General features: G+C 44.3%; 20 protein-coding genes. 8 read left to right on the top strand and 12 right to left on the bottom strand.

Annotation, left to right across the window (positions count from 1 at the left end; translation table 11 throughout):
- The 5 genes from MoGM_RS00955 to MoGM_RS00975 form a co-directional block, all read right to left on the bottom strand.
- Positions 1-2726 (bottom strand): RHS repeat domain-containing protein (locus MoGM_RS00955; RefSeq protein WP_233210097.1); only part of this gene is annotated, 2726 nt, incomplete at its 3' end.
- 12 nt (positions 2727-2738) lie between these two features.
- Positions 2739-3863, bottom strand: coding sequence for a hypothetical protein (locus MoGM_RS00960; protein ID WP_104368361.1), 1125 nt, complete (start codon positions 3861-3863; stop codon positions 2739-2741).
- Positions 3790-5823: a hypothetical protein gene (locus tag MoGM_RS00965; RefSeq protein ID WP_104368362.1), complete on the bottom strand. Its 2034-nt coding sequence runs from the start codon at positions 5821-5823 to the stop codon at positions 3790-3792. The genes MoGM_RS00960 and MoGM_RS00965 overlap by 74 nt, the downstream gene beginning before the upstream one ends.
- A 34-nt stretch (positions 5824-5857) precedes the next feature.
- Complete coding sequence (locus MoGM_RS00970; RefSeq protein ID WP_104368363.1) at positions 5858-6982, bottom strand: T9SS type A sorting domain-containing protein; 1125 nt, start codon at positions 6980-6982, stop codon at positions 5858-5860.
- Positions 6983-7016: 34 nt separating this feature from the next.
- Complete coding sequence (locus MoGM_RS00975) at positions 7017-7544, bottom strand: hypothetical protein (protein ID WP_146078605.1); 528 nt, start codon at positions 7542-7544, stop codon at positions 7017-7019.
- A 25-nt stretch (positions 7545-7569) separates the two neighbouring features.
- On the opposite strand from MoGM_RS00975, the gene MoGM_RS00980 reads away from it, so the two are divergent.
- Together MoGM_RS00980 and MoGM_RS13250 are read left to right on the top strand one after the other, a co-directional pair.
- Positions 7570-7890 carry a DUF3467 domain-containing protein gene (locus MoGM_RS00980; protein ID WP_104368402.1) on the top strand — a complete coding sequence of 107 codons (321 nt, stop codon included), beginning with the start codon at positions 7570-7572 and terminating at the stop codon, positions 7888-7890.
- Positions 7891-8672: 782 nt separating this feature from the next.
- On the top strand, positions 8673-9590 hold the full coding sequence (locus MoGM_RS13250; RefSeq protein WP_233210099.1) for a hypothetical protein: 918 nt from the start codon (positions 8673-8675) through the stop codon (positions 9588-9590).
- A 208-nt stretch (positions 9591-9798) separates the two neighbouring features.
- Here MoGM_RS13250 and MoGM_RS00990 read toward each other — a convergent pair whose 3' ends face one another.
- The 7 genes from MoGM_RS00990 to MoGM_RS01020 all read right to left on the bottom strand — a co-directional run bounded on the left by MoGM_RS00990 (position 9799) and on the right by MoGM_RS01020 (position 15917).
- Positions 9799-10053 (bottom strand): hypothetical protein, encoded by a 255-nt coding sequence (locus tag MoGM_RS00990; RefSeq protein ID WP_005866995.1) that lies wholly within the window; start codon positions 10051-10053, stop codon positions 9799-9801.
- Positions 10054-10073: 20 nt separating this feature from the next.
- Positions 10074-11351: a hypothetical protein gene (locus MoGM_RS00995; RefSeq protein ID WP_005866996.1), complete on the bottom strand. Its 1278-nt coding sequence runs from the start codon at positions 11349-11351 to the stop codon at positions 10074-10076.
- Positions 11344-12183 carry a DNA adenine methylase gene (locus tag MoGM_RS01000; RefSeq protein WP_005866997.1) on the bottom strand — a complete coding sequence of 280 codons (840 nt, stop codon included), beginning with the start codon at positions 12181-12183 and terminating at the stop codon, positions 11344-11346. Before MoGM_RS01000 ends, MoGM_RS00995 begins: the two co-directional genes overlap by 8 nt.
- Before the next feature lie 121 nt (positions 12184-12304).
- A complete protein-coding gene (gene mobV / locus MoGM_RS01005; protein ID WP_104368365.1) occupies positions 12305-13666 on the bottom strand; it encodes a MobV family relaxase in 1362 nt (453 codons plus the stop codon).
- Positions 13667-13828: 162 nt separating this feature from the next.
- Positions 13829-13990 (bottom strand): hypothetical protein, encoded by a 162-nt coding sequence (locus MoGM_RS12910; protein ID WP_158249535.1) that lies wholly within the window; start codon positions 13988-13990, stop codon positions 13829-13831.
- Between the two features lie 284 nt (positions 13991-14274).
- Positions 14275-14667, bottom strand: a complete 393-nt coding sequence (locus MoGM_RS01015; protein ID WP_104368366.1) for a hypothetical protein — start codon at positions 14665-14667, stop codon at positions 14275-14277.
- Between the two features lie 17 nt (positions 14668-14684).
- Positions 14685-15917 (bottom strand): site-specific integrase, encoded by a 1233-nt coding sequence (locus tag MoGM_RS01020; RefSeq protein WP_104368367.1) that lies wholly within the window; start codon positions 15915-15917, stop codon positions 14685-14687.
- Between the two features lie 327 nt (positions 15918-16244).
- On the opposite strand from MoGM_RS01020, the gene MoGM_RS01025 reads away from it, so the two are divergent.
- From MoGM_RS01025 to rpsG, 6 genes are all read left to right on the top strand, one after another.
- On the top strand, positions 16245-17051 hold the full coding sequence (locus tag MoGM_RS01025; RefSeq protein WP_146078606.1) for a hypothetical protein: 807 nt from the start codon (positions 16245-16247) through the stop codon (positions 17049-17051).
- A gap of 516 nt (positions 17052-17567) precedes the next feature.
- Entirely contained in the window at positions 17568-18176 is a 609-nt protein-coding gene (locus tag MoGM_RS01030; protein WP_158249536.1) for a hypothetical protein, read from the top strand.
- Between the two features lie 20 nt (positions 18177-18196).
- Positions 18197-19603: a hypothetical protein gene (locus MoGM_RS01035; protein ID WP_146078607.1), complete on the top strand. Its 1407-nt coding sequence runs from the start codon at positions 18197-18199 to the stop codon at positions 19601-19603.
- A gap of 106 nt (positions 19604-19709) precedes the next feature.
- Positions 19710-21260, top strand: coding sequence for a leucine-rich repeat domain-containing protein (locus MoGM_RS01040; protein ID WP_104368371.1), 1551 nt, complete (start codon positions 19710-19712; stop codon positions 21258-21260).
- Positions 21261-21660: 400 nt separating this feature from the next.
- Complete coding sequence (gene rpsL, locus MoGM_RS01045) at positions 21661-22041, top strand: 30S ribosomal protein S12 (protein WP_104368372.1); 381 nt, start codon at positions 21661-21663, stop codon at positions 22039-22041.
- A gap of 157 nt (positions 22042-22198) precedes the next feature.
- Positions 22199-22675, top strand: coding sequence for a 30S ribosomal protein S7 (gene rpsG, locus MoGM_RS01050; protein ID WP_104368373.1), 477 nt, complete (start codon positions 22199-22201; stop codon positions 22673-22675).
- Position 22676: the final 1 nt, after the last annotated feature.

Here is a 22676-nt window from a genome sequence, read left to right on the forward strand (position 1 = left end):
CCGAGCAGCCTGTCGAGTTCCTTGCCGTTATACTTATACCTTTGTACCTCGTCGTCTTTGTCGTTGAGGAACAATGCTCCGAACGGATAGTACTGGTTTGTCTGCTCCACCGTCCCGTCCTGGTTGAACACTATCCTGACGTTTCCGAGATGGTCTTTCTGGTAGAAATGATATACGGGTATCTTGTTGGTGAAAGTGACGTACCCTCCGTCAAAGAGTACTTTGTCGAGTCTGTAATTGTCATATATCACGTTTCCGCAATAGTCGATCCGCCTTACACCGTATGGTGTCGTTATGGGTATGTCGGGTTCTGTAATCAGTGAGTCTCTTATTCCCGGATATATCGGTTCTGTTGGCAGTGTTCCCGGTGGGATAGCCCCGTTTGGAAGCCTTTCCCCGTCCGTCATCATCATTGTCGTTGCCGGGTATATTATGTACGGCAGGTCGAGCACGTATGTTGCGCATAGTTTTTCCCCGTCGGCTCTGTATGTGTATGATACGCTCTTTCCGCTGTCGAGTTCTATTTTTGCCGGCCTGTTTGTCACGTTGTATGACATGGCTGTGATGCCCTTGTTCTGGTCCATGACCATGTTTCCGTTGGCATCATATCCGTATTCCGTATCCTCGTCAGCCAGGTCAAGGAACCGCATGAGTCCTTTTTTATATGCTCCTTTTACTTGGTTTGTCGCCTTCACCGGCCTGTTCCCGTCGTATACGACCGATATTTTGTCTGTATACCTCGCCCCGATGTTTGATACTACTCCTTTGCGTTTTATGACGGTGATGTTTCCGTTCCCGTCGTATGAGTATTCCGTATCGTATCTTCCTGTGTAAGACTCTTTCTCCCAATATTTTGCTCCGGTCAGTCTCGCCAGTCCGTCATACATGAAGCAATACTGGAACTGGTACTGACTGTTTACCGTCCATTGCATTGCCGCTATGTCTCCCCCGTACCTCGGCTTTATTCCCGCTCCCGGTTGTTCGTATGTCAGTCTGACATATCTTGTGCCCGTTCCGATTTTCACCGGCCATGACCGTATGTTGTATTCATACCCGGTTTTTAATGTCGGAAGTCCGTTCTTGCGGTCGGCAGCCAGTCTTCCCCGCTCGTCATATTCCCTGTCCGCTATTTTTATCGGTTCTTTTCCGTTTACGGCAAGCGTGGTGACGAGCGGCCTTCCCGCATGGTCGTATGTCGTGTTGTACACCTCTTCCACGTTCGACTTATATCCTGTCCTGAACGCATGCGTGTGTTTGTGTCCGGTCTCATTTCCCGTGAAGTCGTATGCATGATAGTGCCGTTCATATCCTTTGAGGTTGTTTGTGGCCTTTGTCTGTATTATCCGTCCCCTGTCGTCATAGTATATGGCCGTAGAGTCGTATGAGTATACCTTATCGGAAGCCGACAGTCTTGCGATGACAGTTCCCGTCTTCCATCCCAACGCCTTTGAGTATATCCGTCCGTATCCGTCCTCCTCGTTGTAGTCCAGTATCCCGTTCCCTTCGGCGAATGTGTATCTGTCGTAGAAGTTTGCCGTCAGGGCGGTGGCGTCCGGCACTGATATTCCCGTGATACGGTATCCCATCGTTCCGTTTCCCGTTCCCGTATACTCGCATTTGCATACCGTTTCGAGGAAAAACGACTTCGTGTCTGCCGGAAAGCTGTACGAGCACACTCCCGTGACGCATTCCCTTCCGAACACGTCGTATGCCGTGAACTCGCATATACCTTTTTCCCGCATCTTGCCGTCCTGCCGGTACACGGGCCTGTCTGCGGCGTCATATATGAACAGTTCCGGCTCGGCTCCGGGAACTTTTCTCAGGCACATCCTGTTTCTCGTGTCATATCCGTATATGTACGCATATTTTTCGAGCATGTCGCTGTCGATTGTTCCCGAGTTGCAGTTGGCTGACAGCTCCGGCGGCAGCACCGCTCTCAGGTTTCCTCCTGCGTCATATACATAGTAGGTATCATACGCTGCTGTCCCCGCTTCCCGGTCAATGGCACGGGAGAGCACTTTTCTTCCGCTCCTGTCCGTAAACACCAGTGCGGCGTGTCCGTCCTCGTTCTCTGTTCTTGTTACGCTCAGTGTTCCGTCGGCGTATACTCCCGCCACCCTTACGGATATTCCTCCGGGGCCTTCCGTTATCTCGTGCAGCAGACATCGCAGCGTGTCGGTGTTTCCGCTGTTTGCCATGTAAGCGTATCTCACGGCTTTGCCGGCCTCGTGCCATGCGTCTCCCGGCCCTGTCACGGCTACCGTTCTTCCCGGCGTCGCCCTTTCGTATGAATATTGTGTATATGGGTGGTTGTCGCCCGTTGTTTGAATGGCCGCTTCAAGATATTTGTCTTTAGTCCTGCATCCTGTCCCTTCCGATGCCGTGGCAACCGGGATGCCCTGCCATGCTTTTCTTTCGAGCGAGTTGTATTCGTGGAAGGTTACGATGTCGTTCTTCTTCGGCGTGATACCTGTGTGTACTTCCTCCCTTATCCTTCCCAGTCCGTCATAGTAAGTGGCGCTCAGTGTCCCGCCGTTTCCGTCGCCCGTCGTCGCTGTGAACGTCACGACACAGTTTCGTGTGGTGTCTGCCGGCAGCTTCATTATAGGCGCGTTATCTTCGACAGGCATGAATTCATAACCGTAATCATCCGTCTGTCCGGGTGCGCTTATGGCGAATATCGCCGCTATGAGCGACAGGATGTATCTTATGTTTGTTTTTGGCATGATGTAATACTTTTATTTTTTATAGTAATAGTCATAACGGTTCAGCACATGTTTCAAATCCCATGGCTCATCATCCAATGTCTCGTAATAATACTTTTCACGGAGTCGTCCCATTGTATCATACTTATATAGTTGTGACAGTCCGTTAGGAAAAATTTCGGCAACCAGCCTCATGTCAGCATTATACATGTATAAGTGGGAAAGTGAGTTGTTTAAATCATGACGATAACTGAAATTGTCGAATGGTATTTGGGAACAATCCATACATGAAGAGTAATGACGTTCATCTCCTAAGACCTCTTCTGCCTTGGCTAATGTGCAATTGTCTATTTTTGCAAGCAGCTTTTGACCGTTAAATCCCCAAAACAAAGCTGAAGTCATGCCGTTGCGGACAATTTCTGTCGGTTTGCCGTAAGCATTGACGACATTCACCTGATAGTCAGTTCTTTTTGCGGCGCTGTTATTCCACGATGTGGTTATTTTGCTGATATATGGTATGCCGTTTCCGGTAAATGAATAGTCGTATGTCTCAGTTTCGACACTGTTCATTTCCTTGGTCTTTTTTTCTACGATTGCAGACAAGATGTGCATGTTGTCCAGCCGGTTGTACATTGTCTTGTCATCAGATGAATATTTGTAGCTGATTGTTCTTGCGTTTCCTTTACTTGTATATGTAAGCTCTTGTGCGGGTAATTTCGCCGCATTGTAGGTGTAGTGGCTTTCAGTATTGAAAGACAGGTTGGATATTTCGGAATAGGTCGTGTCTTTGGCGAATGTTTTCAGGTAACTGCATGTCAGGGTGTTTGCGAGCCATCCCACCTGGCTTATCATAACGTTGTATGGGTCGTGATTGAATGTCACTTCCTGCTGGTATGCGGTTTTCATGGGAGTCTCCGGTGTCCTTTTGTATTTTATGTTTGTCTTCCGTATCAGTTTGTTTGTCGCGTCATAATACTCTTCCGACATGAGTTTTCCTCTTTCCGTAGACATGCTTGTATATATAGCCAAAGGTGAGGAGCCGCCTCCGGCAGTAGTATGTGTGTATTGCTCGTTGCCGTGAGTCTCACCGAAAATGTCCGTGTCGTAATTGCTGTATCTGTATTTTACATATCCCAGGGACTCTCCGTTTTTTGTCAAGGGTCTCTTCTATCACGCATGAGTATCCCACGTCGGGTGTATTGAGATTTGTTACCGACGGGAAATATCCTCCTTGCGATTTGAGTTCCAATATAGCGTCTCCGGCTTTGAAAGAAGTGCTTGTCACTGGAGCTCCGGCAGATATGCCGCTGCTTGTCGCCCCGTTATCTTTATTTTCGGAGTAATAATACTTTTTTGTTTCTGTGATGTTGCCATCTTCATCAAGATTCTTTATTGTCGCCACGCGCAAGCCGCCCGATGTGGAGTTGTATTTTTTGGTTGTGATTGTGCAGTGGTCGTCATTCACTTGCTTGGAGTAGTCGTGCAGTTCGTATTCGAATTGTGTACGGCCTCCCGTCGGATATGTTATTCCGGAGAGGGTCTCTGCCGTGGTACATTCAAGATCCGGTAAAACTTTCGAGAAAGACGGGGTGGCTGACAGCGTTACTTCCCCGCCATGGCAATATCCCCACGAGTCTGTGTAAGCCATTGAATATCTGTATGGCATGATATTGGCCCCGTTGCGCTCTTTATTCTTGTTATATCTGAACTTGTATACCGGCATGTCATCGGACATGCCTGTTCCGTATTGTTTGTCGCCGTTCCCTGCCAGCCGGGGCTGATCTGCCGAGAATGCGACGCTCGCGAGTTTCAATCTCTCTTCATGGTTCCCTCCCGAATACCCGAAATATACATATCCGGACGTATCTGAATATCTGCCTTTGATTGTGATCTTGTCGAGAATACAGTGAGTGAGTTTGTTCGCTATCGCCTGGCGGGTGGCATTCTCACTGCTTTGCTGTCCGACGTTGATAAAAACCAGAAATTGTAGGGCAGGGTCTTCGATGTTGCTTGAATAAGGGGATGGTCTCGTGAATCCGGAATTTTTCCAATATAGGGCGTAAACAGTTTGAAAAAATCTGTCACCGTAATTGTTTTCTTTATTATAACTGAAAGTCAGAGTCTCGTTGGGAGTGGTTATTGATACGAGATTTGCCGGAAAAAGAAGAAATCCGGTGAAGGCTTGCCGACCTTTTATGAGTGGGTCGGAAGGAACTTGCGATACATTGTATAACTTTCTGTATAGCGGCATATAGCGCAGGTCGCACATGATGGAAGACGTGTCGTATTTAAACTCTATCACATGCTTGTCGACTGTCGTTATTCTTTTCAGCCGCCAGGTGGTTGCGGTGAGTCCATTGGTAGCTCGCGCATAATATGGTGTGCTGAATTCAGTCGCGTCAAGTCCGCCGAATTCGTATCTGCATCCGTCCGGTGTGACAAGCGTGAACTTATTGAAAAACCTGTTATAATCGGATCTCGTGTTCCAGCCCGTGGTCTTGAAGCGCGTCTCCAATGTTTTAAGGTCGATGAAACCATTTCCTAATGTCGGGTCGAACTCCACTTTTATATCATCGTCGGAGATAACGGTCCAACCGCCATCCTCATTATAATAAAAAGTACCTGAGTATCCGCAAAACGAGAAAGAGAACTCGTCGGCTGTAAGTTCAAAGTAGTCGTTGCCGCGCAATTTGGTTTTTGTCATTTGGTCGAAAGTGCTGTTGGATATGTTTTTCATCTTTGTGGCATGATAGTAAAATCCGTGCCCTATATTGTTCGAGCCGCACATCTCGTCACATATACATCGAACGGTACGGGTGATATATCCTCCTGCCATAAGGCTCCAGCCCATACCGAGACAACCGGGCTGCATATCAGGCTTTACCGCGGCCAAATGATAGTTTGCGGATAGCGGCATACTGTAATCCCCTACGTTTATGTCATATAGCGGAACCGATATTTCCGGTATTCCGGTGTAGTGGCTCACAGGTATGATGCCGTAAAGTCCGAGGTTGGCGATTTCCGGTGACTGTATGTTTTTCAATGGCGTCAGTTGTGCTTTTGCGACACTTGCCGATAACACTATTATCAGATACAGGGCAGTTCTTATCGTCTTCATGATATATAAGTTTATTGTACGGATGTAGGGATTCTCATTTTAATAATATCTTTTCGGCATACCTGTTGTCGTTTACCCGGATGTTTATCAGATACACGCCCTTGGCGTATCCGGCGGTGTTGAATTGTTCTTTGTATACACCGCCAGCGTGTCGTTTCGTGCCGCTGTCATATAAGGTTTTCCCGTCAGGCGTGTAAATGGCGTATGATATTTCGGCTTCTGACGATATGCCGTATTCAAAGCGTATGACGCCGTCATCTGAAATATATGCGTTGTATGTGAATCCGGCATTGCCCGATAACGGATTGCGGAAGTCGCCGCCATGCAGTATGAGACGTTCTTGTATCTCTCTGTTCTCGCTGTCGTATTCAAGATTGTTTTGTTCCGACGGCGGGTAATAGAAAGCCGTTGTGAAACGGTTCTCGATGCCATCCTCATCAGTATGGGTTTGCAGTGTTTCCAATATCGGATACCTATATCCCTGGGCGTACCATCTGTATACATCGTTTCTGATGACAGTCTGGCATTTATCGCCTTGTTTGTCTATCCGCTCGGCGGAATACGGGTGCTTGGATATCGTTTTCAGGCTGTCTATGTGGAAATATTCTCCGTATACGCTTCGTTCCGTGTGTATGCGGAGCACGTTTCTTATTGTGTCTCCATCCGGCAGTATCAGCATTCCGGCAGCGTCGGCTTTTGTCACATATCGTCCGAAAGTGCGCAAGGCCACCTTGTCGCAGTAGGTTCCCGTGCCATGAAAGCAACCCGATATTGAGTCGCCGTACGACATCGGGAATTTAAGAAGTACTTCGGGCATGTCATAGCTCACTTTTGTGGTGTTGTTCTCAAAGCCGTTAAGTGTCAACGAGTTATCGGTCGTGTGATAATAATACATGGTTCGATGTTCCGTGCCGATGATGAGACTGTCTTTATGGCTTTCGTCTTCCGTGTAGCTCAGTTCGTAGTTTTCGTTTGCCGGTTCCGTCTCTCCGAGATCCCACAGTACGTGTATCCCGCTTCGTCCGGGTTCTTTGTATGCGATCTGATGCTTTGTCAGCTCGTCACCTGCCCTGAACTTGTTTTGGGCGTACCGTATTCCCGTTTGTGCCTGACATAGGGCCGGGCAAAATAATAATAGTGATACTGTAAGGTTTTTCATCAATGTGGTTGTCGTTATGTTATTTCGATGGCGGTTAAAGGTGGCCGGCGGTATTTGTTGCGGTTCTGTATCGAATGTAAGTATACAATGTGTTCTGACAGACCACCGGGTTCACAGTGGCAAAGATAGTGAAATCTTTTATATACCGTTTTATTATTGTAAGTTTTTTGGTGTTCAGGCGGAAAAATGCCAAGGCAGCCCGCCATCGCATGGTGGCTGTCGCCGGGAGCAGGAACTGTCTTTCTTTGTGATGGGTTGGGAGTGAGATGGTACAAAGCTTGGAGATGCCACGGTTGTATCTTGCCCCGATAGACCTGTTGTCGGGGACCTGAGCGCCAGGATTGATGATGGGGATTGATGTGATTTTGTTGTCATAATGCTTTGTTTTCTCGGAAAAAGTATTATCTTTGCATAATACAGGCTGCGATCCGGTGACTTGAAGTGTGCGTCCGCAGGTTGCGGATTGGGGTATCTTTGTTAATGTCGTGTGATATATCGACGGATTGGCATCGGTATGGCCGTATCGGGTATGGGGCATGGCGGCGGAAGAAAAACAAATCATTAACCAAATAAAAAAACAAACGATTATGAGTGAAAACGAGAACAAACAGCAAGGCCAGTTTCAGGTGGAACTGCCGCAGGAGATAGCACAGGGAGAATATGCGAACTTTGCCATCATAACACATTCGAGCAGCGATTTCGTGCTCGACTTCGCCCGGGTGCTTCCGGGAGTGCCGAAAGCACAGGTGCGCAGCCGTGTCATTCTTGCTCCGGAGCACGCAAAGCGCCTGCTCATGGCTCTGCAAGAGAATATAGTGCGCTATGAGCGTGAGTTCGGACAGATAAAAATACCGAATCAGGAGCCGCGCACCATCGCCCCGTTTAACGTGGGTAAGGGAGAGGCCTGATCGGTTATAAGCCTTGGCACCGGGTGATGGACTCGGATATATGATTACCTTATAGTGCGGAACAGTGCTTTCTCCATCGTTCCGTAACTTGTAATTATAAAGTCATGGATTTAACACTTCGTTTTTCGTCGAAATAGAATACGAAGGCGATACACACCGCTATATGCGATGCGATATGCCGCTTTCCGCCATCCGGCGGAAAGCGGCTTTTTTCTGCGACGGGCATCCTGTTGGAGTGCGATCGGTTGCTTGTCGCGTTGCGTTTAGCGTCCCGTTGTCTTCCGTTTGGCTTCTAAATGCAATGCAACGGGACGCTAAACGGAAAAACTCGGAAAGGTGGATGAGGACTGTTGGGCGTGGATTGTAGGTATGATGGGCGTATCGTATTGATACACAGGTGTTTGTGCGAACAAGCTCAAAATTGGCTTATTTTCGGCCTCGGGATTTTAATTTTTAAACGGGCGAGTTTTGAGAGTATTTTTGTAAATATTATTCATAGCCTGAGTGCGTGCATGGAGAGCGGATGTCCAGATAGCGCTTTACAAGTGTTGTTTTTGGGGGAGAGGGGAGGTAATCCCCAATATAAGAAAACAGGCGTGTTTCGGACAATGATTGATTGTTTACTTTATCAATGTGATATAAATCGGAGTGTTTTTTGGGGTGTAAATATATTTTTTCGTTTATTTTTACTATTTTTGCATACTGATCAGTGTATATGCTTGGCGGGCAGCCTTTTTCATCATTGACCTTTGCGTGCTTAATAATATAAACCAAGATAAACCATGAACATGTTTGCACACGGAGTATCACACCTTATTATAATATTGGCAGCCTTGGCGGCTTGTGCCGCTTGTAGCGACAACGCAAAGATGGCTGCTGTTCTCGACCGTGCCGACTCGCTGCTGGCGGACGGGCATGCCGACTCATCCTATATTCTGATAGAATCGGCCGGGAACATGGTCGCTGATTGTCCGAAATCTCAGCGTATGCGCTATGAGTTGCTGAAGGCCAAAGCGTTGGGCAAGTCAGACGTGCGTGTGTTCACGTCTGACAGCACGGTAAAAGAGCTTGTCTCTTATTACGACAGTCACGGCAACCGCAATGAGCGAATGCTCGCCCGTTATCTTCTCGGCTGCGTATACCGTGATTTGGGTGATGCCCCGCGGGCCATCGGATGTTATCGTGACGCTGTTGAAATGGCTGATACTGCGAGCGCCGACTGCGATTGGCTTACCCTTAGCCGCGTATATGGGCAGATGGCACGTGTGTTAAACTTATCGGATTGTCCTTTATATGGATTGGAACAGGAACGTCTTGCGGCCAAAGCGGCGTGGAAAGCTAAAGATACCATCTTGGCCTTGCAGGCTTATAGCTATATGGCGGATGCTTACTATGCCATGAATAATGAAGACTCTGTGATAAGCATAAGCAAGAAAGTTTACCGATATTTTAAAAAGTTCGGTTATGATGATTATGCGGCGAAATCACTCCCTACGGTTATTTATGTATATTTGAATGGTGGGCAATATGATGAGGCCCGAAAGTATATGGCTATATTTGAGAAAGAGGCCGGCTTGTTTGATGATAAAGGTGATATGTCACATGGAAAGGAGTTTTATTATGATGTGAAGGGCAGGTATTATCAAGGTATAGGAAAATCGGATTCCGCATTTTATTATTTTAGATTTTCAATGGTTTGACTTAACCAATTGAGGAATAAACTTTTAGCAAATTATTTGAGAAATAGTGGTAACGAGTTAGCAACCGTGCGAATTTCAACGATTTGCGGTGCTATGCTGTCAAATAACTCTTTATAAAGTGCAAATATACAATTTTTCTAATTTACTCATCCCCATACAATATATATTTATCGTATGGGGATGTTATTTGAAACGGAGGAACAGGTATTTACTTATAAGAATCTTCTACTCCAGCTAAATAACCAGCAGCATAAGCTGCATGTGGGCTTTTATGCCTAACTGTTCCAGCTTGACTCTCTGGTAATGAATCTAAGTCCAAATCTAATTTTTCTTTACGATTTAGTCCATCTTCATACCCTCTCTCATAAGCACATCCTGCACAACGATGTCTTCCTGCCCCACCTTGATCGACAGGTAAATTATTGTACTGAGGATCATAACGATGTTGTTTTTCACAAGCCATAATTCTTATTCTTTAAATTATTACTCTATTAGTTCTAATATCCAATTTATCCAAGATATAACAGTAGATGCCCTTCGTTTATATGTTTGTTCAGAATCAATATTATACAATTTTGCACTTTTCATTATTTCAACGACCTCGCCCTTTGTTGGAACATTGCCTTTATCAAAATACAGTTTCAAGGTGTTTTGAAATGCCGTATGTGCCAATATAAGTTTTACAAATTCCAATTGCCGTTCAATAATGGGCAGATTAAATATACGAGAGCCATCACGAGTTAGAATGCACCCTATTTGTTGATTCTCACGAACAACCTCTACTAATCCTAAATACTTTGCCGCATTTGAATAATAATCGGTTTGTCTGTGATCAAAATCATAATTTTGCGTAATATCATCTTTGCAAATAAATCCTTTTTGTTTTAATAGCTCGCAAAGATTAATTACTCGTTCAAAGCTATCTGCTTGAGGGAAAGGCAACTCAGGTTCTTTTACAACTTGAATACTATCCAAAATATTCTGTATATTCTCAACATTAATTCCTCCTTCTTGAACTGCATATTTTTTATGTTGTATTAATCGGATAGAATTATATAATTCAGGTGTAACAAATTCATATTCTCTCAAATGGAAAATACCATTTGAATACGTCAAGAATATCGGACGAACACGTTTCCCTATTTTATTACTCCATAATCTATATGGATAATATAGTTGTCGAATCAGAAAATCATCAGAAATATAATTTTTGGCTTCAATCAAATTTAAAGAACTATCTCCTTCATACCCTCCGTCTATTTCAATTTGTGAATTATCAACATTAATTTTTAAAATGTTTTGTCCTGAATTAATCGTAAAATCAAAGACTGAAGAACTCATCCGACCAGAGACAGTAGGTAACAGATTTTCCTCTCCTGTAAAATCATGCAATATCTTAGATACAAAAGCACAATTTATAGCTATTGATTCACTCGTAATATCTTTATAATCTATACTTTCCAAGAAAGTTGGAAAGTCAATAGGAGTTATCTCTATATCATCTTTATTAAAATCACAAAAAGTTTTAAATTTTCCGATTTCATACGTACCTCTGGATGTAGGTAATATTGATAAGTTATGATCTATAAACAATTTTGGAAGTTGAGATCTATGGTCAAACTTTGTCATTAAACGAGCCTCTCTAAACTGATTAATTTCTGTCGAAGAAATTGAGATACGTTCATTATTGGCAAGTTTGTCCAAGATGCAATACTTCTCAAAAATTTTCTCCCATGCTATGTCATTTTTGGATTTACTCATAATTGCTAATTAAAAATTCATCAACTTGCCCTCTTTTAGAAGAATCTGAATTTATAGCACGACTTGCCTGTACTACATGAATATTGTATTCCGCATAAATTTCTTTTATAAAATTAGATGCAGAATTTGATAGGAGAAATTTTATGCCATTGCTATTTAATCTATTACAAACATCTCTTAGCCTAAGCTGATCCCTCTCACTCCATCCACCTTGCACGTATCCTGTAAAATTAGAACTCTCTGAAATAGGATGATACGGAGGATCTAAATACACAAATGAGTTTGTTGGTATATCTCTCAATATTACCTCATAATCACCATTTGATATTTGAATCCGATCAGAATTTAAATATTTACTTACCGCCTTAATTACAGGCTCATTGACAATATTTGGATTTTTATATTTCCCAAATGGGGAATTAAATTCCCCGGCATTATTAACCCGATATAATCCATTATAGCAAGTTTTATTGAGATATATAATCCGTGATGCTCGCTCGATAGTGGTAAGATTTTTAAAAAGAGGTTGCCTATCCATAGAGCGAATTTCATAAAAATACTCTGACGTATTTTTATGTTTCTTTAAATCCTCAATAAGTTCATTGGGATTGTCCCTTATAACCGTATAAACATTGATCAACTCTTCGTTATAATCATTTATAACTGCTTGTTTTGGCTGGAGTTCAAAAAATAAAGCTCCGCCTCCGATGAATGGCTCATAGTAGGGACGATTCGCTACCCCTTTGGGTAACATCTTTCTAATTTCTGGAATAAGTTGTCTTTTTCCTCCAACCCATTTCAAAAAAGGAACTACAAGTTTATTCTTAGCCATTTTATATAAAGTCTATTATATCAATTACAAAGGTACTACTTTTACTGATTTATCCTATAAGAATCCACAATAATTTGGTTGTTTTGATTTCAATTGCTGAGGTATAGCTAATTATTCGTTCTTAAATTCCTCTGTTTTTCCTTTGTAGCTGTATAGGTCGGCGAATGTTCTGCCTTAACTTCTCGAACTGTTCCTTGAACCACTCGGCAATGGGCTTTCGGTCAATGGCAAGAACCAGTCTCGTCCCGTCCGTGGGGTCTTTCAGCACTTGAAACCCTGCCTTTTCGGTCGTGAATTTCCGTCCGTGTTCCTCCGAGTAGAGTTCCCCCGCATACTCCAACGGCTTTCCCTTGACGAGCGTTGCGGTCTGCCTTTCATCGAATCCCACAAGGCGGCAGAGGTTTTCGATACGGAGCATTTCACGGAAATAGGGAAACCATGCCGCCGCCCTTGCGATTACCGTTTTCAGAAACGATATTTCCTGCTTGTGCCTTGTGTCCTTGTCTGCTATCTCCCTGCCGTGCTTTTGCTGCATTTCCCGTATCTCCCTGCTGTGGTCTGCCTGCATGGTCTGTATTCTGTCTTGCAGGGCTTCGATGGTTTCCTCGTGGTCGGCTACCTCCCTATGTAGGGCGGTGTTCTCCCTTTCCAGCGTCTTGACCTTGTTACTGCCGAAAAGAGAACCGACGCTCTCGGCGATGTTGGCGGCTGCGGTGGTTGCCGCCCCTTTCAGCTTCTCGGTCTGTATTTCTTTTTTCGTCCGTCTTAGTTCCTCCCGTGCCATTTCTTTCTGCTGCTGCAAGTCCACCACTTCCGCTTTGAGATTGTCGGCGAGTTTCTGTATATCCCGATAATACTGCTGCGTGGACTTGTGGCGAGCCTTCGAGCCGTCTATGCCCCTTTGCAGCCCGTATTTCGCCATCGCTTCGGCATAGGTATCTTGATAGGATTTTAATTTCAGCCGTGTCATAATATCGTCTGCGCACAGCCTCACGGTGTCGGTCGGCTTCTTGCGGTATCGCTTCTTCGCCTGTTCCTCCCTTTTCCTGCGCTTTCGCTCTCCCTTGACGATGGGGACGAGCGTAACGTGTATGTGCGGCGTTTCCTCGTCCCTGTGCAGGTGAGCCGCCACGATGTTCTCCTTTCCGAACGTGTCGGCGAAGTATTTCAGATTGTCGGCGCACCACTCGTCCAAACGCCCCTCTTCCTCTATCCGCTTCATATCCTCGTGCGTTCCCGACACGTTGATGCGGATAGCCCGTACTTGGTTGCTTCCGATTTTGCGTGTCAGCCCCGCTTCTTCTAATCTCTGCTGTATAGCCGCCGAACGGTCTTTCACCCCGTCGGGGTATTCGATGAGCCTGCGGTTTAGGTGTGTGCGTGTGGGGTCGGCGTTCTTCGGTATGATGAAACGCTCGATATGTGCGGTCGTTCCGCTGTCGCTGCCGTGCGCCTTTTCCATGTGTAAAACTACGAAACCCATATATTCTTCCTTTCTTTTTTGGCTTGTGAAACAATGATTTTTTGTATCTTCGGGGGCGGCAAATGCCGTCCCCGATGGGGTGTGCAGAGGGGCTTGCCCCTTGCCTTATTGGGGAATTTTCAGCGATACGTAGTATTGCGGCTCGGAAAATTCCCTAATAAGCTACGGTATTTTCTCCGTAAATACCCTGCGGCGTGTCGTCCGTCTGCCCGTCTGCCTTTCGGCTATGGCTGTCCCTGCCGTCTGCTTACCCGTATAACCCCACCTTATTATTTTTCCCTTTCGGTCGGTGGTGGGCGGCGGGGCGGTCGTTTCCGTTTTCAAAGGCTCTTTTGCACGGGGCGGTCGGATACAAGGTTTTCCCGATAAATACGCTCGCAGCGAAGCGAGAGGAAGATTTATCGGGAAACGGCGCAGCCGCCTGACCTTTTAGCCGACATAAAGCCCCGTGCTTGCTTTGCCTTTGTAAACGGAAATGATTGCTCCGCTTTCCTCTGAAAAGAGGAATAGAACCTGCAATATATATCACCATAGTGATAGGTTTGCATGTTTGCATGCTGGTATGCTGGTACGTTTGCATGTTGGTATGTTGATATGTTGGTATATCATCATGCTTTCCAACGGCTGTTGGGCTTGCCGTCCGAAACAACCGACACGAACACCGTCGTTTTTTCTTTTCGCCCGTGCATAATCCTCTCCAACAACACTTTGCGGACTTTCGCCGCCCCGAACGATTCGATACGGAAAGCGAGGGTGGCTATCGTTTCAAGGTTGTAAACCTCTATGCTGTATCTGTCCGATATGCAGATAATGCGCTTTATGTCATATATACTCAAAACTCCGCTTTTGCAGAGTGCCTTTATCCCTGCCCGAACCGTCGGGGCGATAACCCCGAACAGTTCGCAGATTTCCCACTCGGTCATGGCGATTGCACCTATATCGCTCGGCAGGAAGATATTGCCCTGCTCGTCCATCGTGATAATATTCCTTTCTTCTTTCATCGGTATTCTGTTTTTAATTAGATGGCTCGGCAGATATTCTTCTCCATATCTTCCAACTTGTGCGACAAGGTTTCCATGTCTTGGCTTATCTTCTGGGCGGTGATTTTGGCGTAAATTTGGGTGGTCTTTATGTTGGTATGCCCTAAAAGACGGCTCACCGTTTCGATGGGTACACCGTGCGATAAAAGTACGGTCGTAGCGTTCGTGTGGCGTGCCACATGGTAGGTCAAACGTACCTTGAAACCACATTGTCTGCCTATCTCTTTAAGTATCTTGTTGCAACTTCCGTTACTCGGAACGGGGAAAACATGACCGTCCCTTGCCAGTCCCTTGTACTTTTCGATGATACGTTTGGGAACGTCCAAAAGGCGGATGTTCGATTCGGTGTTGGTCTTCTTTCTTCGGGTGATTATCCAAAGATTGCCGTCGAAGAATGTTTGCAGGCGGTCGGTGGTGAGGTTCTTCACGTCCGAATACGCCAAACCCGTGAACACAGAAAAGACAAACAAGTCTCGTACAAGTTCATGGGTGGCGTTCTTCATGGGTGCGTCCATGAGCGTCTGTATCTCCGTTTGGGTGAGGTAGCCCCTGTCCACGTTTTCAGGAGAGTTGATATATCCGGCAAAGGGATTGAACGGCAAACGCCCGTCGTTTCTCGCTATCGAAACGATGTGTTTCAACACAATCATGTAGCCCCACACGGTATTGGTGCGGCATTTCTTCTCCGTGCGCAAAAAATACTCGAAATCGTTGATGAAAGTAAGATTGAGTTCCTTTAACGGAATGTCCTCTCGCTTGTAGGTGTGCGGGATAAACTCATGTAGATGTTTGCAGACGGTTATATACCGCTGGAATGTTCCCTTTGCCCTGCTGTGCCCGACTTTCTTCTCAAATTCGGCGTTGTGCTGCTCGAACAGCTTTAACAAGGTTTCCTGCTTGATGCCGATACCGAGATAGGCGTCTTTGAGTTTGGCGGCGGTAACATAACCGTCCGTCTGCATTAACTCTTGATAGCGGCGGTTTACCTCCACACGGATTTTATCTACTGCAAGGTTGATTCTCTGCGCTTCGACGCTCTTGCCCGAAGCACGGCTGTTCTTCACGTCCCACAAGCGTGGGGGAACGTCCATCTTGCAACTGAACTGTTTAATCTCGCCGTCCACCGTGATACGGCACATCAGAGGCAGGTTGCCGTTAGGCTTCTCGCTGCCTTTCTTCACGTAAAATAATACCTTGAATGTACTACGCATAACTCACTCCTTTTTTTGGTTACAAAATTAGTTCTTAGTGAGTTACCGACAGTTATGTAAATCAACGCAAAACGCAGAAAAAGAACCTTTTAGCAAGAAATTTGCACCCGTTACGGGAGTAACGAGGTGGTAACTGAACTTCTGCACCGTTTGGCTTCGAGGTGGTATTTCGTTGGCTCTGCCCCATAGAAAAACAAAGCGTAACGAACGCTCTATCAGCCAATTCGCTACGCTTTGCTCTAATTTACTTTTTCGCTATGTGTTTATTTTAATAAACTGCGGCCTTTTGTTGGCAATATAATGTATGCCGAAGCGATGTATCGTGTAATGATGGATTTTTATGTGTCGCGCGGAATAGCGGATTCGGTGTCTAAGTATGCCCGTTTGTACTGTGCGATGAATGATTCTTCTGCGGCAATTCGTTTGTCGGAAGAGGTTGGTCGTATGCAAGCGTTGTATGATTATGATATGGCGCAGGATGAGATGGGCGCCAATGCACGTGAGGCAAGAGGGTATATGTCTTTGTTCATTGCTGTTTGTTTGACTATTATAGTTCTATATGTGTTATATCAATATAATAAGATAAAAAAACGCAAGTTTATACAGGCATTTAGGAAAGTTAATAAAAAGTATGCAGGTATAGTGTCAATGTATGGCAACGCATCTAAGACATTGTCGAAAACGCGTGTGATTAATGAACGGTACAGGAAAGAGAAGGAAGAGGAAATTCAAGAACTCAAGTCTAAGTTGATATTATACAGGAAAGAAAGCGATACTGTTCAATCTTCTGGCAATAACAGTACGGTAGATTTGGCTGCCGTTGTTCTTGATTTGCATGAGAAAGCCGTGAAAGGAGAAGTAGCTTCGACTGATAATATAGAAATGCTACATCTCATGGTAGAAAAAGAGTTACCGGACTTTATGAAGGCTATAAATGATATTTCTTTGCGACTCACATATAAAGAACGGATAATATGTATACTGATAAAGTATCGCTTCTTTCCGTCGGAGATAGCTGTACTGTTGGATATAAAAACGCAGAATTTGTCCAATACGCGCGCTAAGATTAACAGTCGGTTGTTTAAGACAAAGGGTGCGAAAACTCTTGATGCGAATATCTGGCGGCTGAAATAAAATTGTTTGAGATAAATGAATTTGCCATTTCTTTTTCACGTTTATTCATTCTTGTTCTGTCATAAATTTGGAAAACACATATAAAAACAAGGGTGTGTAAAAAATGTACTTTGCTATTGTGACCCTTGATTATCAGGTTGTTATCTTTTATCGTGAAAACACCCTGTGTATTTTGTGTACTCAAAATATTTGGAAAAATTTTTAAAATACCATATCTTTACGGCAGGATTTTAAAAGTGATAATGGGGGAAAAGATTTTTATCTCGTATCTTAATGTGCATGGCGACAACAATAATATCACATTATGAGATATTTCCTGGAAAAAGATGATTGTTGAACGTTTAATTGCAATGAGAATATTGCCTTATGTACTTTGTCTATTACATGGGGATTATTATTCTGACATATAGCTTTAATGAATACAATAAATCGATAAGTATATCGCAGACCATACTGCATAATAAAGGCGCATAAGCCGAAGAGCGCAAGGTAGGCATAACATTAATTCTAATGATTATGAAAAGATCAAATTTGTTTCATGGTTTCTTGTTACTGTTTCTTGCAGGGATTTTATTTTCTTGCGCTCAGGAAAGATGCGATGAAGTGCCGTATCGAGAAACTACAGTTGAGGAACTGACCGGACAACTGCGTGCCTACAACAAGAATATAGGTGTGATTGTGCCTGCCGATGACGAGACAAGAGGAACATCGGGACTGACGTTAACCACAAGAGACAAGATAAAGATTGCCATTGCCGATGTGAAAGGCGGACTGAGGGGTGCCGCAGTGGGCGGTGTCGCTGGCGCTGTGGTGGGTGCGGCGGTGCAGTCGCTAATCAAGGCCTCGAAGCTGTATATGATGAAATGGCTTACGGCCACTCTGAAAAACAACTATTGCAGCGGTCTCGTATTTGGAAATGGTGTTATGTCTTTTACCGACAGCATAGGTTACTATCACAATATGTTGGAGGCCGGGATGTATATACAGGACAGTTTGTCGCATCAAAAGGGCACTGGCACGTTGGTGCGTAAGGCGAATAGCATGATGAGGAGCACTTCTCGTGGGTATACCCTTTCCGGTGTATTGACGGCAGACAGGCTTGAGAGTATGTTCCCAATAGATTGAGTACAGACCTATTAGAAGATATGACTTTTATTGAAAGAACTCGGTTTTGGGCGTGTCCGAATATTTGGATAAGAAATCAAGAAGATGGTCTGTCAAATAGAACTTCACAGACTCCGCATGTTAAAAACAGAAGAGCTGATATTTATATCTATGCCAAAATTAGGAATAAAGGAGTTAAGCAATATGTGTATTTAAGGGGCATGAGTGAGCAAAAGGTAACAGGTTTTTGGAATAAATCTTCTTTGCTGATAACAAAAGATATGTGGCTTGATTTGCAACCGGGAAGTGAGATATTTGGTGGACCGATAGAGACGTGTGATATTTTGCCTACAATAGCTCCCGGACAGTCAGAAATTATCGAAATAGAAAAGAGGGTGAGCAATATATATGAAAAAGATGAAGGCGATCCTTATCCGATGTGTGTGTTGCTGCATATAAGTGAAAAAAACGCAGATTATAATTTACGAGAAGATTCAGCCGGATTTGTTGCGGTAATGAATACGCCAAAGATAGCTCAAAATAACTCGATATGGGAGTATACAACGATTTCAGAGAAGTGCGATGTCCTTTTGTTTAATCCTAATTTAAATGAAAAGAAATACAGTATAAGGATAAATGCCAAAGATAAGACAAACAAACCGTTTAAAGAGGCCAATGTGTCTGTTGACGTGAAATCATCTCTTATGGAGGCATGGAAAAAAGGCGGAAGCCTTGGCGATAATATCGAAATAGATAAAAATGTGGCAAATAGGGTTTGTCTTAAAGACAGCGGTTCCATTATGAAAAACATTGTATTGGGGCCGCGGCAAAAAGGAAATATCGCATTGAATTGTAATTTCTATGCCAAAGAAGCGATAGTGAATGATAAGAGGGTTGATATTGATGTTACTGTTATTGACGATGCGACAGGCCGTGTGCTCGGCGGAGAAACATTCGTGATAATGCAAGATGCACGTCCGTCTATTAATCCGAATGTAAAAACAAATAGTAATATATTGGAAGTGGCGAATGTGTATGAGGATGTGTTGTACGAATGGTATGACAAGAACGGTAAACTTGTTGGTACAGGACAAACATTTAAAATTCCGGCGGGTGCATCTACGTCAGACTACACTGTAAAGGTGCAAGCAAAGAGTGATGGGGCGATAAGCTACTCAACGGCACAGGCCCCGATGCTGTCTTCTATAAAGAATGTGGACGCTAAGAGCCGTAAAGATGCAATTGTGGTTACGTTTGAAAATCCTACAGTCAATCAATCCACATTGCGTGTGGCATTGTCGGCGGGTAATAGTCCGGTTGCCGACTACACTGTGGATGGTGGGGCTGAAACCTATGATATACCCGCATCGAACATGGTGTCCGGTGTTTACCAAGTGACACTGATAGAGAATGGTAAGGTTACGGGAACGAAGAAATTTGTGAAATAATTCGATAAAAGTTTTGCAGGTCTGTGCTTTTTGCTTACATTTGTGGCGTAAAGAAAATATACAGACCTAAAATCATTAACTATATAATAAATAGGAGAACCAAATCATGAAAAAGTTTTTATTAATAGTGTTGTCGCTTGTTGCGGCGTTAAGTGTTACTGCTAAAAATATAAAGCATATAAAGATACTGCCGTTATTCTCTCTTGAACGTTATGTGGGAGATGATATTTATGATGTCGATTCTTTGATATTGGAAGGACGGCTGTATGAAAGAGACTTCGGGCTTTTGCGAAACTATATCGAGAAAGGCAGGCTGACCGGGCTTGACATCTCACGTTGCAATGTTACTGACAATAAAATTCCTAGCTATGCTTTTTATCCTTCTATTATAAACGGGGCGAAGGGCACAAGGGCTGAAAGTAACGATGTGGACAAGTATTATACGAATTTACAGTATGTGAAATTGCCGTATAATTTAAAGCGGATAGGCGAAAAGGCTTTTGCCCGTACAAACCTGCGCATGGTGGAATTGCCAAGAGCATTGGAGGAAATCGGTGACGGCGCTTTTGACGAATGTCAATATTTGGAAAGTATCTCGGTACGGGGATTCAAGTCTCCGAATGTCAATGTTTCAGTGGGCAAGTTGTCTGATGACATCACTCTGCGTGTTCCGGTAGGTTGCCGCGATAGATTTATGAATACGGGGCAGTGGAATGGCTTTAATATAGAGGAAAGTGCCAACTGTTTTATAACTGCTACCATACACATGGACGGAAGCAAGACTGTTACAGAACTTTTAGGTGACAAGGTTAACAAGTTGGACTCGGTGGTTATTACCGGACAAATGAAGGAAGGTGATGTGTTGGAACTGCGAAAGGTACTCACAAGCAGTGGACTTACGGGTGTGAACATGGGAAATTGTAAATTGGAAATGAATGAACTTGTTTCCGAGGCATTTTATAGCGGTTCTATTTACAATGAGGATGTCCCTGCTTATGACTATCAGTTGCATTATATTACTCTACCGGAGGGTATTGAGAAAATCGGAGCCTATGCTTTTCAAGGTTCGCTTTTACGTTCGATAAATTTACCGTCTACTGTAAAGGAAATAGAATTCAGGGCTTTTGCTATGTGTCGCGAATTGCGTGGTATGGTAGAACTGCCCGAAGGTATGACTTCGGTTGAGTCTTATGCTTTTGCGGACAGTCCTCTTCTATCTGTATATATACCGTCTACATTGGCGAGGCTGGCCGAGTGTTGCTTTTGGTTTGGTAATGGCAAGGAAGCTGTTCCCGGTGTTGTTTATTGTAATCGTTTGAATCCTCCGGTGAACAATAGTGTGGATGTTCTTAATTTCGATTCGAATGAAGGTTTGGGTACTTGGACTCTGTATGTCCCTATGGGAGCGAAAGAGAACTATCTGACATCGGAGAACGGTCAATGGAAGTATTTCGGCCGGATAATCGAGACTCCCGAGCTGACAGGTATAACCGATGGCATAGGAAATGCAGTGGCCGACGTTGCGACCGAGGGTGTCGAGGTGTACACGGCCGATGGCCGCATGGTGTCCAAGGGCAAGACAATGCCTTCGCTCGGTAAAGGCCTTTATATAGTGAAAAAAGGCGGAGAGGCGAAGAAAGTGTTTATAGGAAGGTAGGACAGTTATTGCTATATCAAAGTTGGCAAGAAGAAGCGGCAGGATAAAGCTGCCACATAATAATATATTATACTCATGTCAAAGAAAAACAGTGGATCCCTGTGTCGGAGTTTTTAACTTTCGGCACAGGGAACTGAATTATACGTAAGGCGTGTGGGTGATATAAAAAGGGGCGCTAATGCCGGATGAACATTAAAAAAGTGGCAAGTTAGCTACTGGTTGTTAGTTAAAAAATATTATATCGTGTTAAAAGTAAAGCCATAAAAGTATTATATTATATAATGTGTTATGCCATTTAAAATAAAGTTTGTACCTTTGCACGCCAAATATGGGTATTTTGTACCCGTATTATTGATACGATAATATACAATAAATAATATAAATTAAAAAAATTACAACAATGCCTACAATTCAACAATTGGTAAGAAAAGGTAGAAAGGAACTTGTGGACAAGAGCAAGTCACCCGCATTGGATTCATGTCCTCAGCGTCGTGGCGTGTGTGTTCGTGTATACACCACAACCCCGAAGAAACCTAACTCGGCAATGCGTAAGGTTGCCCGTGTGCGTCTGACAAACCAGAAGGAAGTGAACTCTTACATTCCCGGAGAAGGACATAACTTGCAGGAGCACTCTATCGTGCTTGTTCGCGGTGGCCGTGTGAAAGACCTTCCCGGTGTTCGTTATCACATCGTTCGCGGAACCCTTGATACAGCCGGTGTGGCAAACCGTACACAGCGTCGCTCGAAGTATGGTGCCAAGCGTCCTAAGGCTAAGAAATAATAACCGGAGAAGGTTATAGGGTCTGAGGGTAAAACTTAAACAGAAGATAATCGTTTTGCTGGAGAAGTGTTACAAAGGTTGAGTAAATGTCCGGGTGCGGACGTTGAAGGACAAAAAAGGAAACAGCCCCATGCAGAATTAATTCATTAAAAACAAAATGAGAAAAGCAAAACCAAAGAAGCGCGTGATCCTGCCGGATCCCGTTTACAACGACAAGAAGGTTTCTAAATTTGTGAACCACTTGATGTATGACGGAAAGAAGACCAAGTCATACGAGATTTTCTACAACGCTCTTGAAGTAGTGAAGGGCAAGATGAGTAATGAAGAGAAGACAGCTCTCGAAGTGTGGAAGGCTGCTCTCGACAATATTACTCCCCAGGTGGAGGTGAAGAGCCGCCGTATCGGTGGCGCGACATTCCAGGTTCCTACCGAAATCCGTCCCGACCGTAAGGAGAGCGTCTCAATGAAGAATATGATCGCTTTTGCCCGCAAGCGCAGCGGTAAGTCTATGGCAGATAAGTTGGCGGCTGAGATTATGGACGCTTTCAATAGCCAGGGTGGCGCGTACAAGCGTAAGGAAGATATGCACCGTATGGCTGAGGCTAACCGCGCATTCGCTCATTTCAGATTCTAAT

This window comes from Prevotella sp. MGM1, assembly GCF_002933775.1.
GTDB lineage: Bacteria > Bacteroidota > Bacteroidia > Bacteroidales > Bacteroidaceae > Prevotella.

Excerpts from the sequence above, each read along its gene's own strand:
- MoGM_RS01030 (WP_158249536.1), top strand. The coding sequence starts at position 17,568 with ATGAAAAGATCAAATTTGTTTCATGGTTTCTTGTTACTGTTTCTTGCA.
- MoGM_RS01035 (WP_146078607.1), top strand. The coding sequence starts at position 18,197 with ATGACTTTTATTGAAAGAACTCGGTTTTGGGCGTGTCCGAATATTTGG.
- MoGM_RS01020 (WP_104368367.1), bottom strand. The coding sequence starts at position 15,917 with ATGCGTAGTACATTCAAGGTATTATTTTACGTGAAGAAAGGCAGCGAG.
- MoGM_RS00975 (WP_146078605.1), bottom strand. The coding sequence starts at position 7,544 with ATGATTTGTTTTTCTTCCGCCGCCATGCCCCATACCCGATACGGCCAT.
- MoGM_RS01015 (WP_104368366.1), bottom strand. The coding sequence starts at position 14,667 with ATGAAAGAAGAAAGGAATATTATCACGATGGACGAGCAGGGCAATATC.
- MoGM_RS00980 (WP_104368402.1), top strand. The coding sequence starts at position 7,570 with ATGAGTGAAAACGAGAACAAACAGCAAGGCCAGTTTCAGGTGGAACTG.
- MoGM_RS00995 (WP_005866996.1), bottom strand. The coding sequence starts at position 11,351 with ATGAGTAAATCCAAAAATGACATAGCATGGGAGAAAATTTTTGAGAAG.
- mobV (WP_104368365.1), bottom strand. The coding sequence starts at position 13,666 with ATGGGTTTCGTAGTTTTACACATGGAAAAGGCGCACGGCAGCGACAGC.
- rpsL (WP_104368372.1), top strand. The coding sequence starts at position 21,661 with ATGCCTACAATTCAACAATTGGTAAGAAAAGGTAGAAAGGAACTTGTG.
- MoGM_RS00970 (WP_104368363.1), bottom strand. The coding sequence starts at position 6,982 with ATGAAAAACCTTACAGTATCACTATTATTATTTTGCCCGGCCCTATGT.
- MoGM_RS01040 (WP_104368371.1), top strand. The coding sequence starts at position 19,710 with ATGAAAAAGTTTTTATTAATAGTGTTGTCGCTTGTTGCGGCGTTAAGT.
- MoGM_RS13250 (WP_233210099.1), top strand. The coding sequence starts at position 8,673 with ATGAACATGTTTGCACACGGAGTATCACACCTTATTATAATATTGGCA.
- MoGM_RS00965 (WP_104368362.1), bottom strand. The coding sequence starts at position 5,823 with ATGAAGACGATAAGAACTGCCCTGTATCTGATAATAGTGTTATCGGCA.
- MoGM_RS01000 (WP_005866997.1), bottom strand. The coding sequence starts at position 12,183 with ATGGCTAAGAATAAACTTGTAGTTCCTTTTTTGAAATGGGTTGGAGGA.
- MoGM_RS01025 (WP_146078606.1), top strand. The coding sequence starts at position 16,245 with ATGATGGATTTTTATGTGTCGCGCGGAATAGCGGATTCGGTGTCTAAG.
- MoGM_RS00990 (WP_005866995.1), bottom strand. The coding sequence starts at position 10,053 with ATGGCTTGTGAAAAACAACATCGTTATGATCCTCAGTACAATAATTTA.
- rpsG (WP_104368373.1), top strand. The coding sequence starts at position 22,199 with ATGAGAAAAGCAAAACCAAAGAAGCGCGTGATCCTGCCGGATCCCGTT.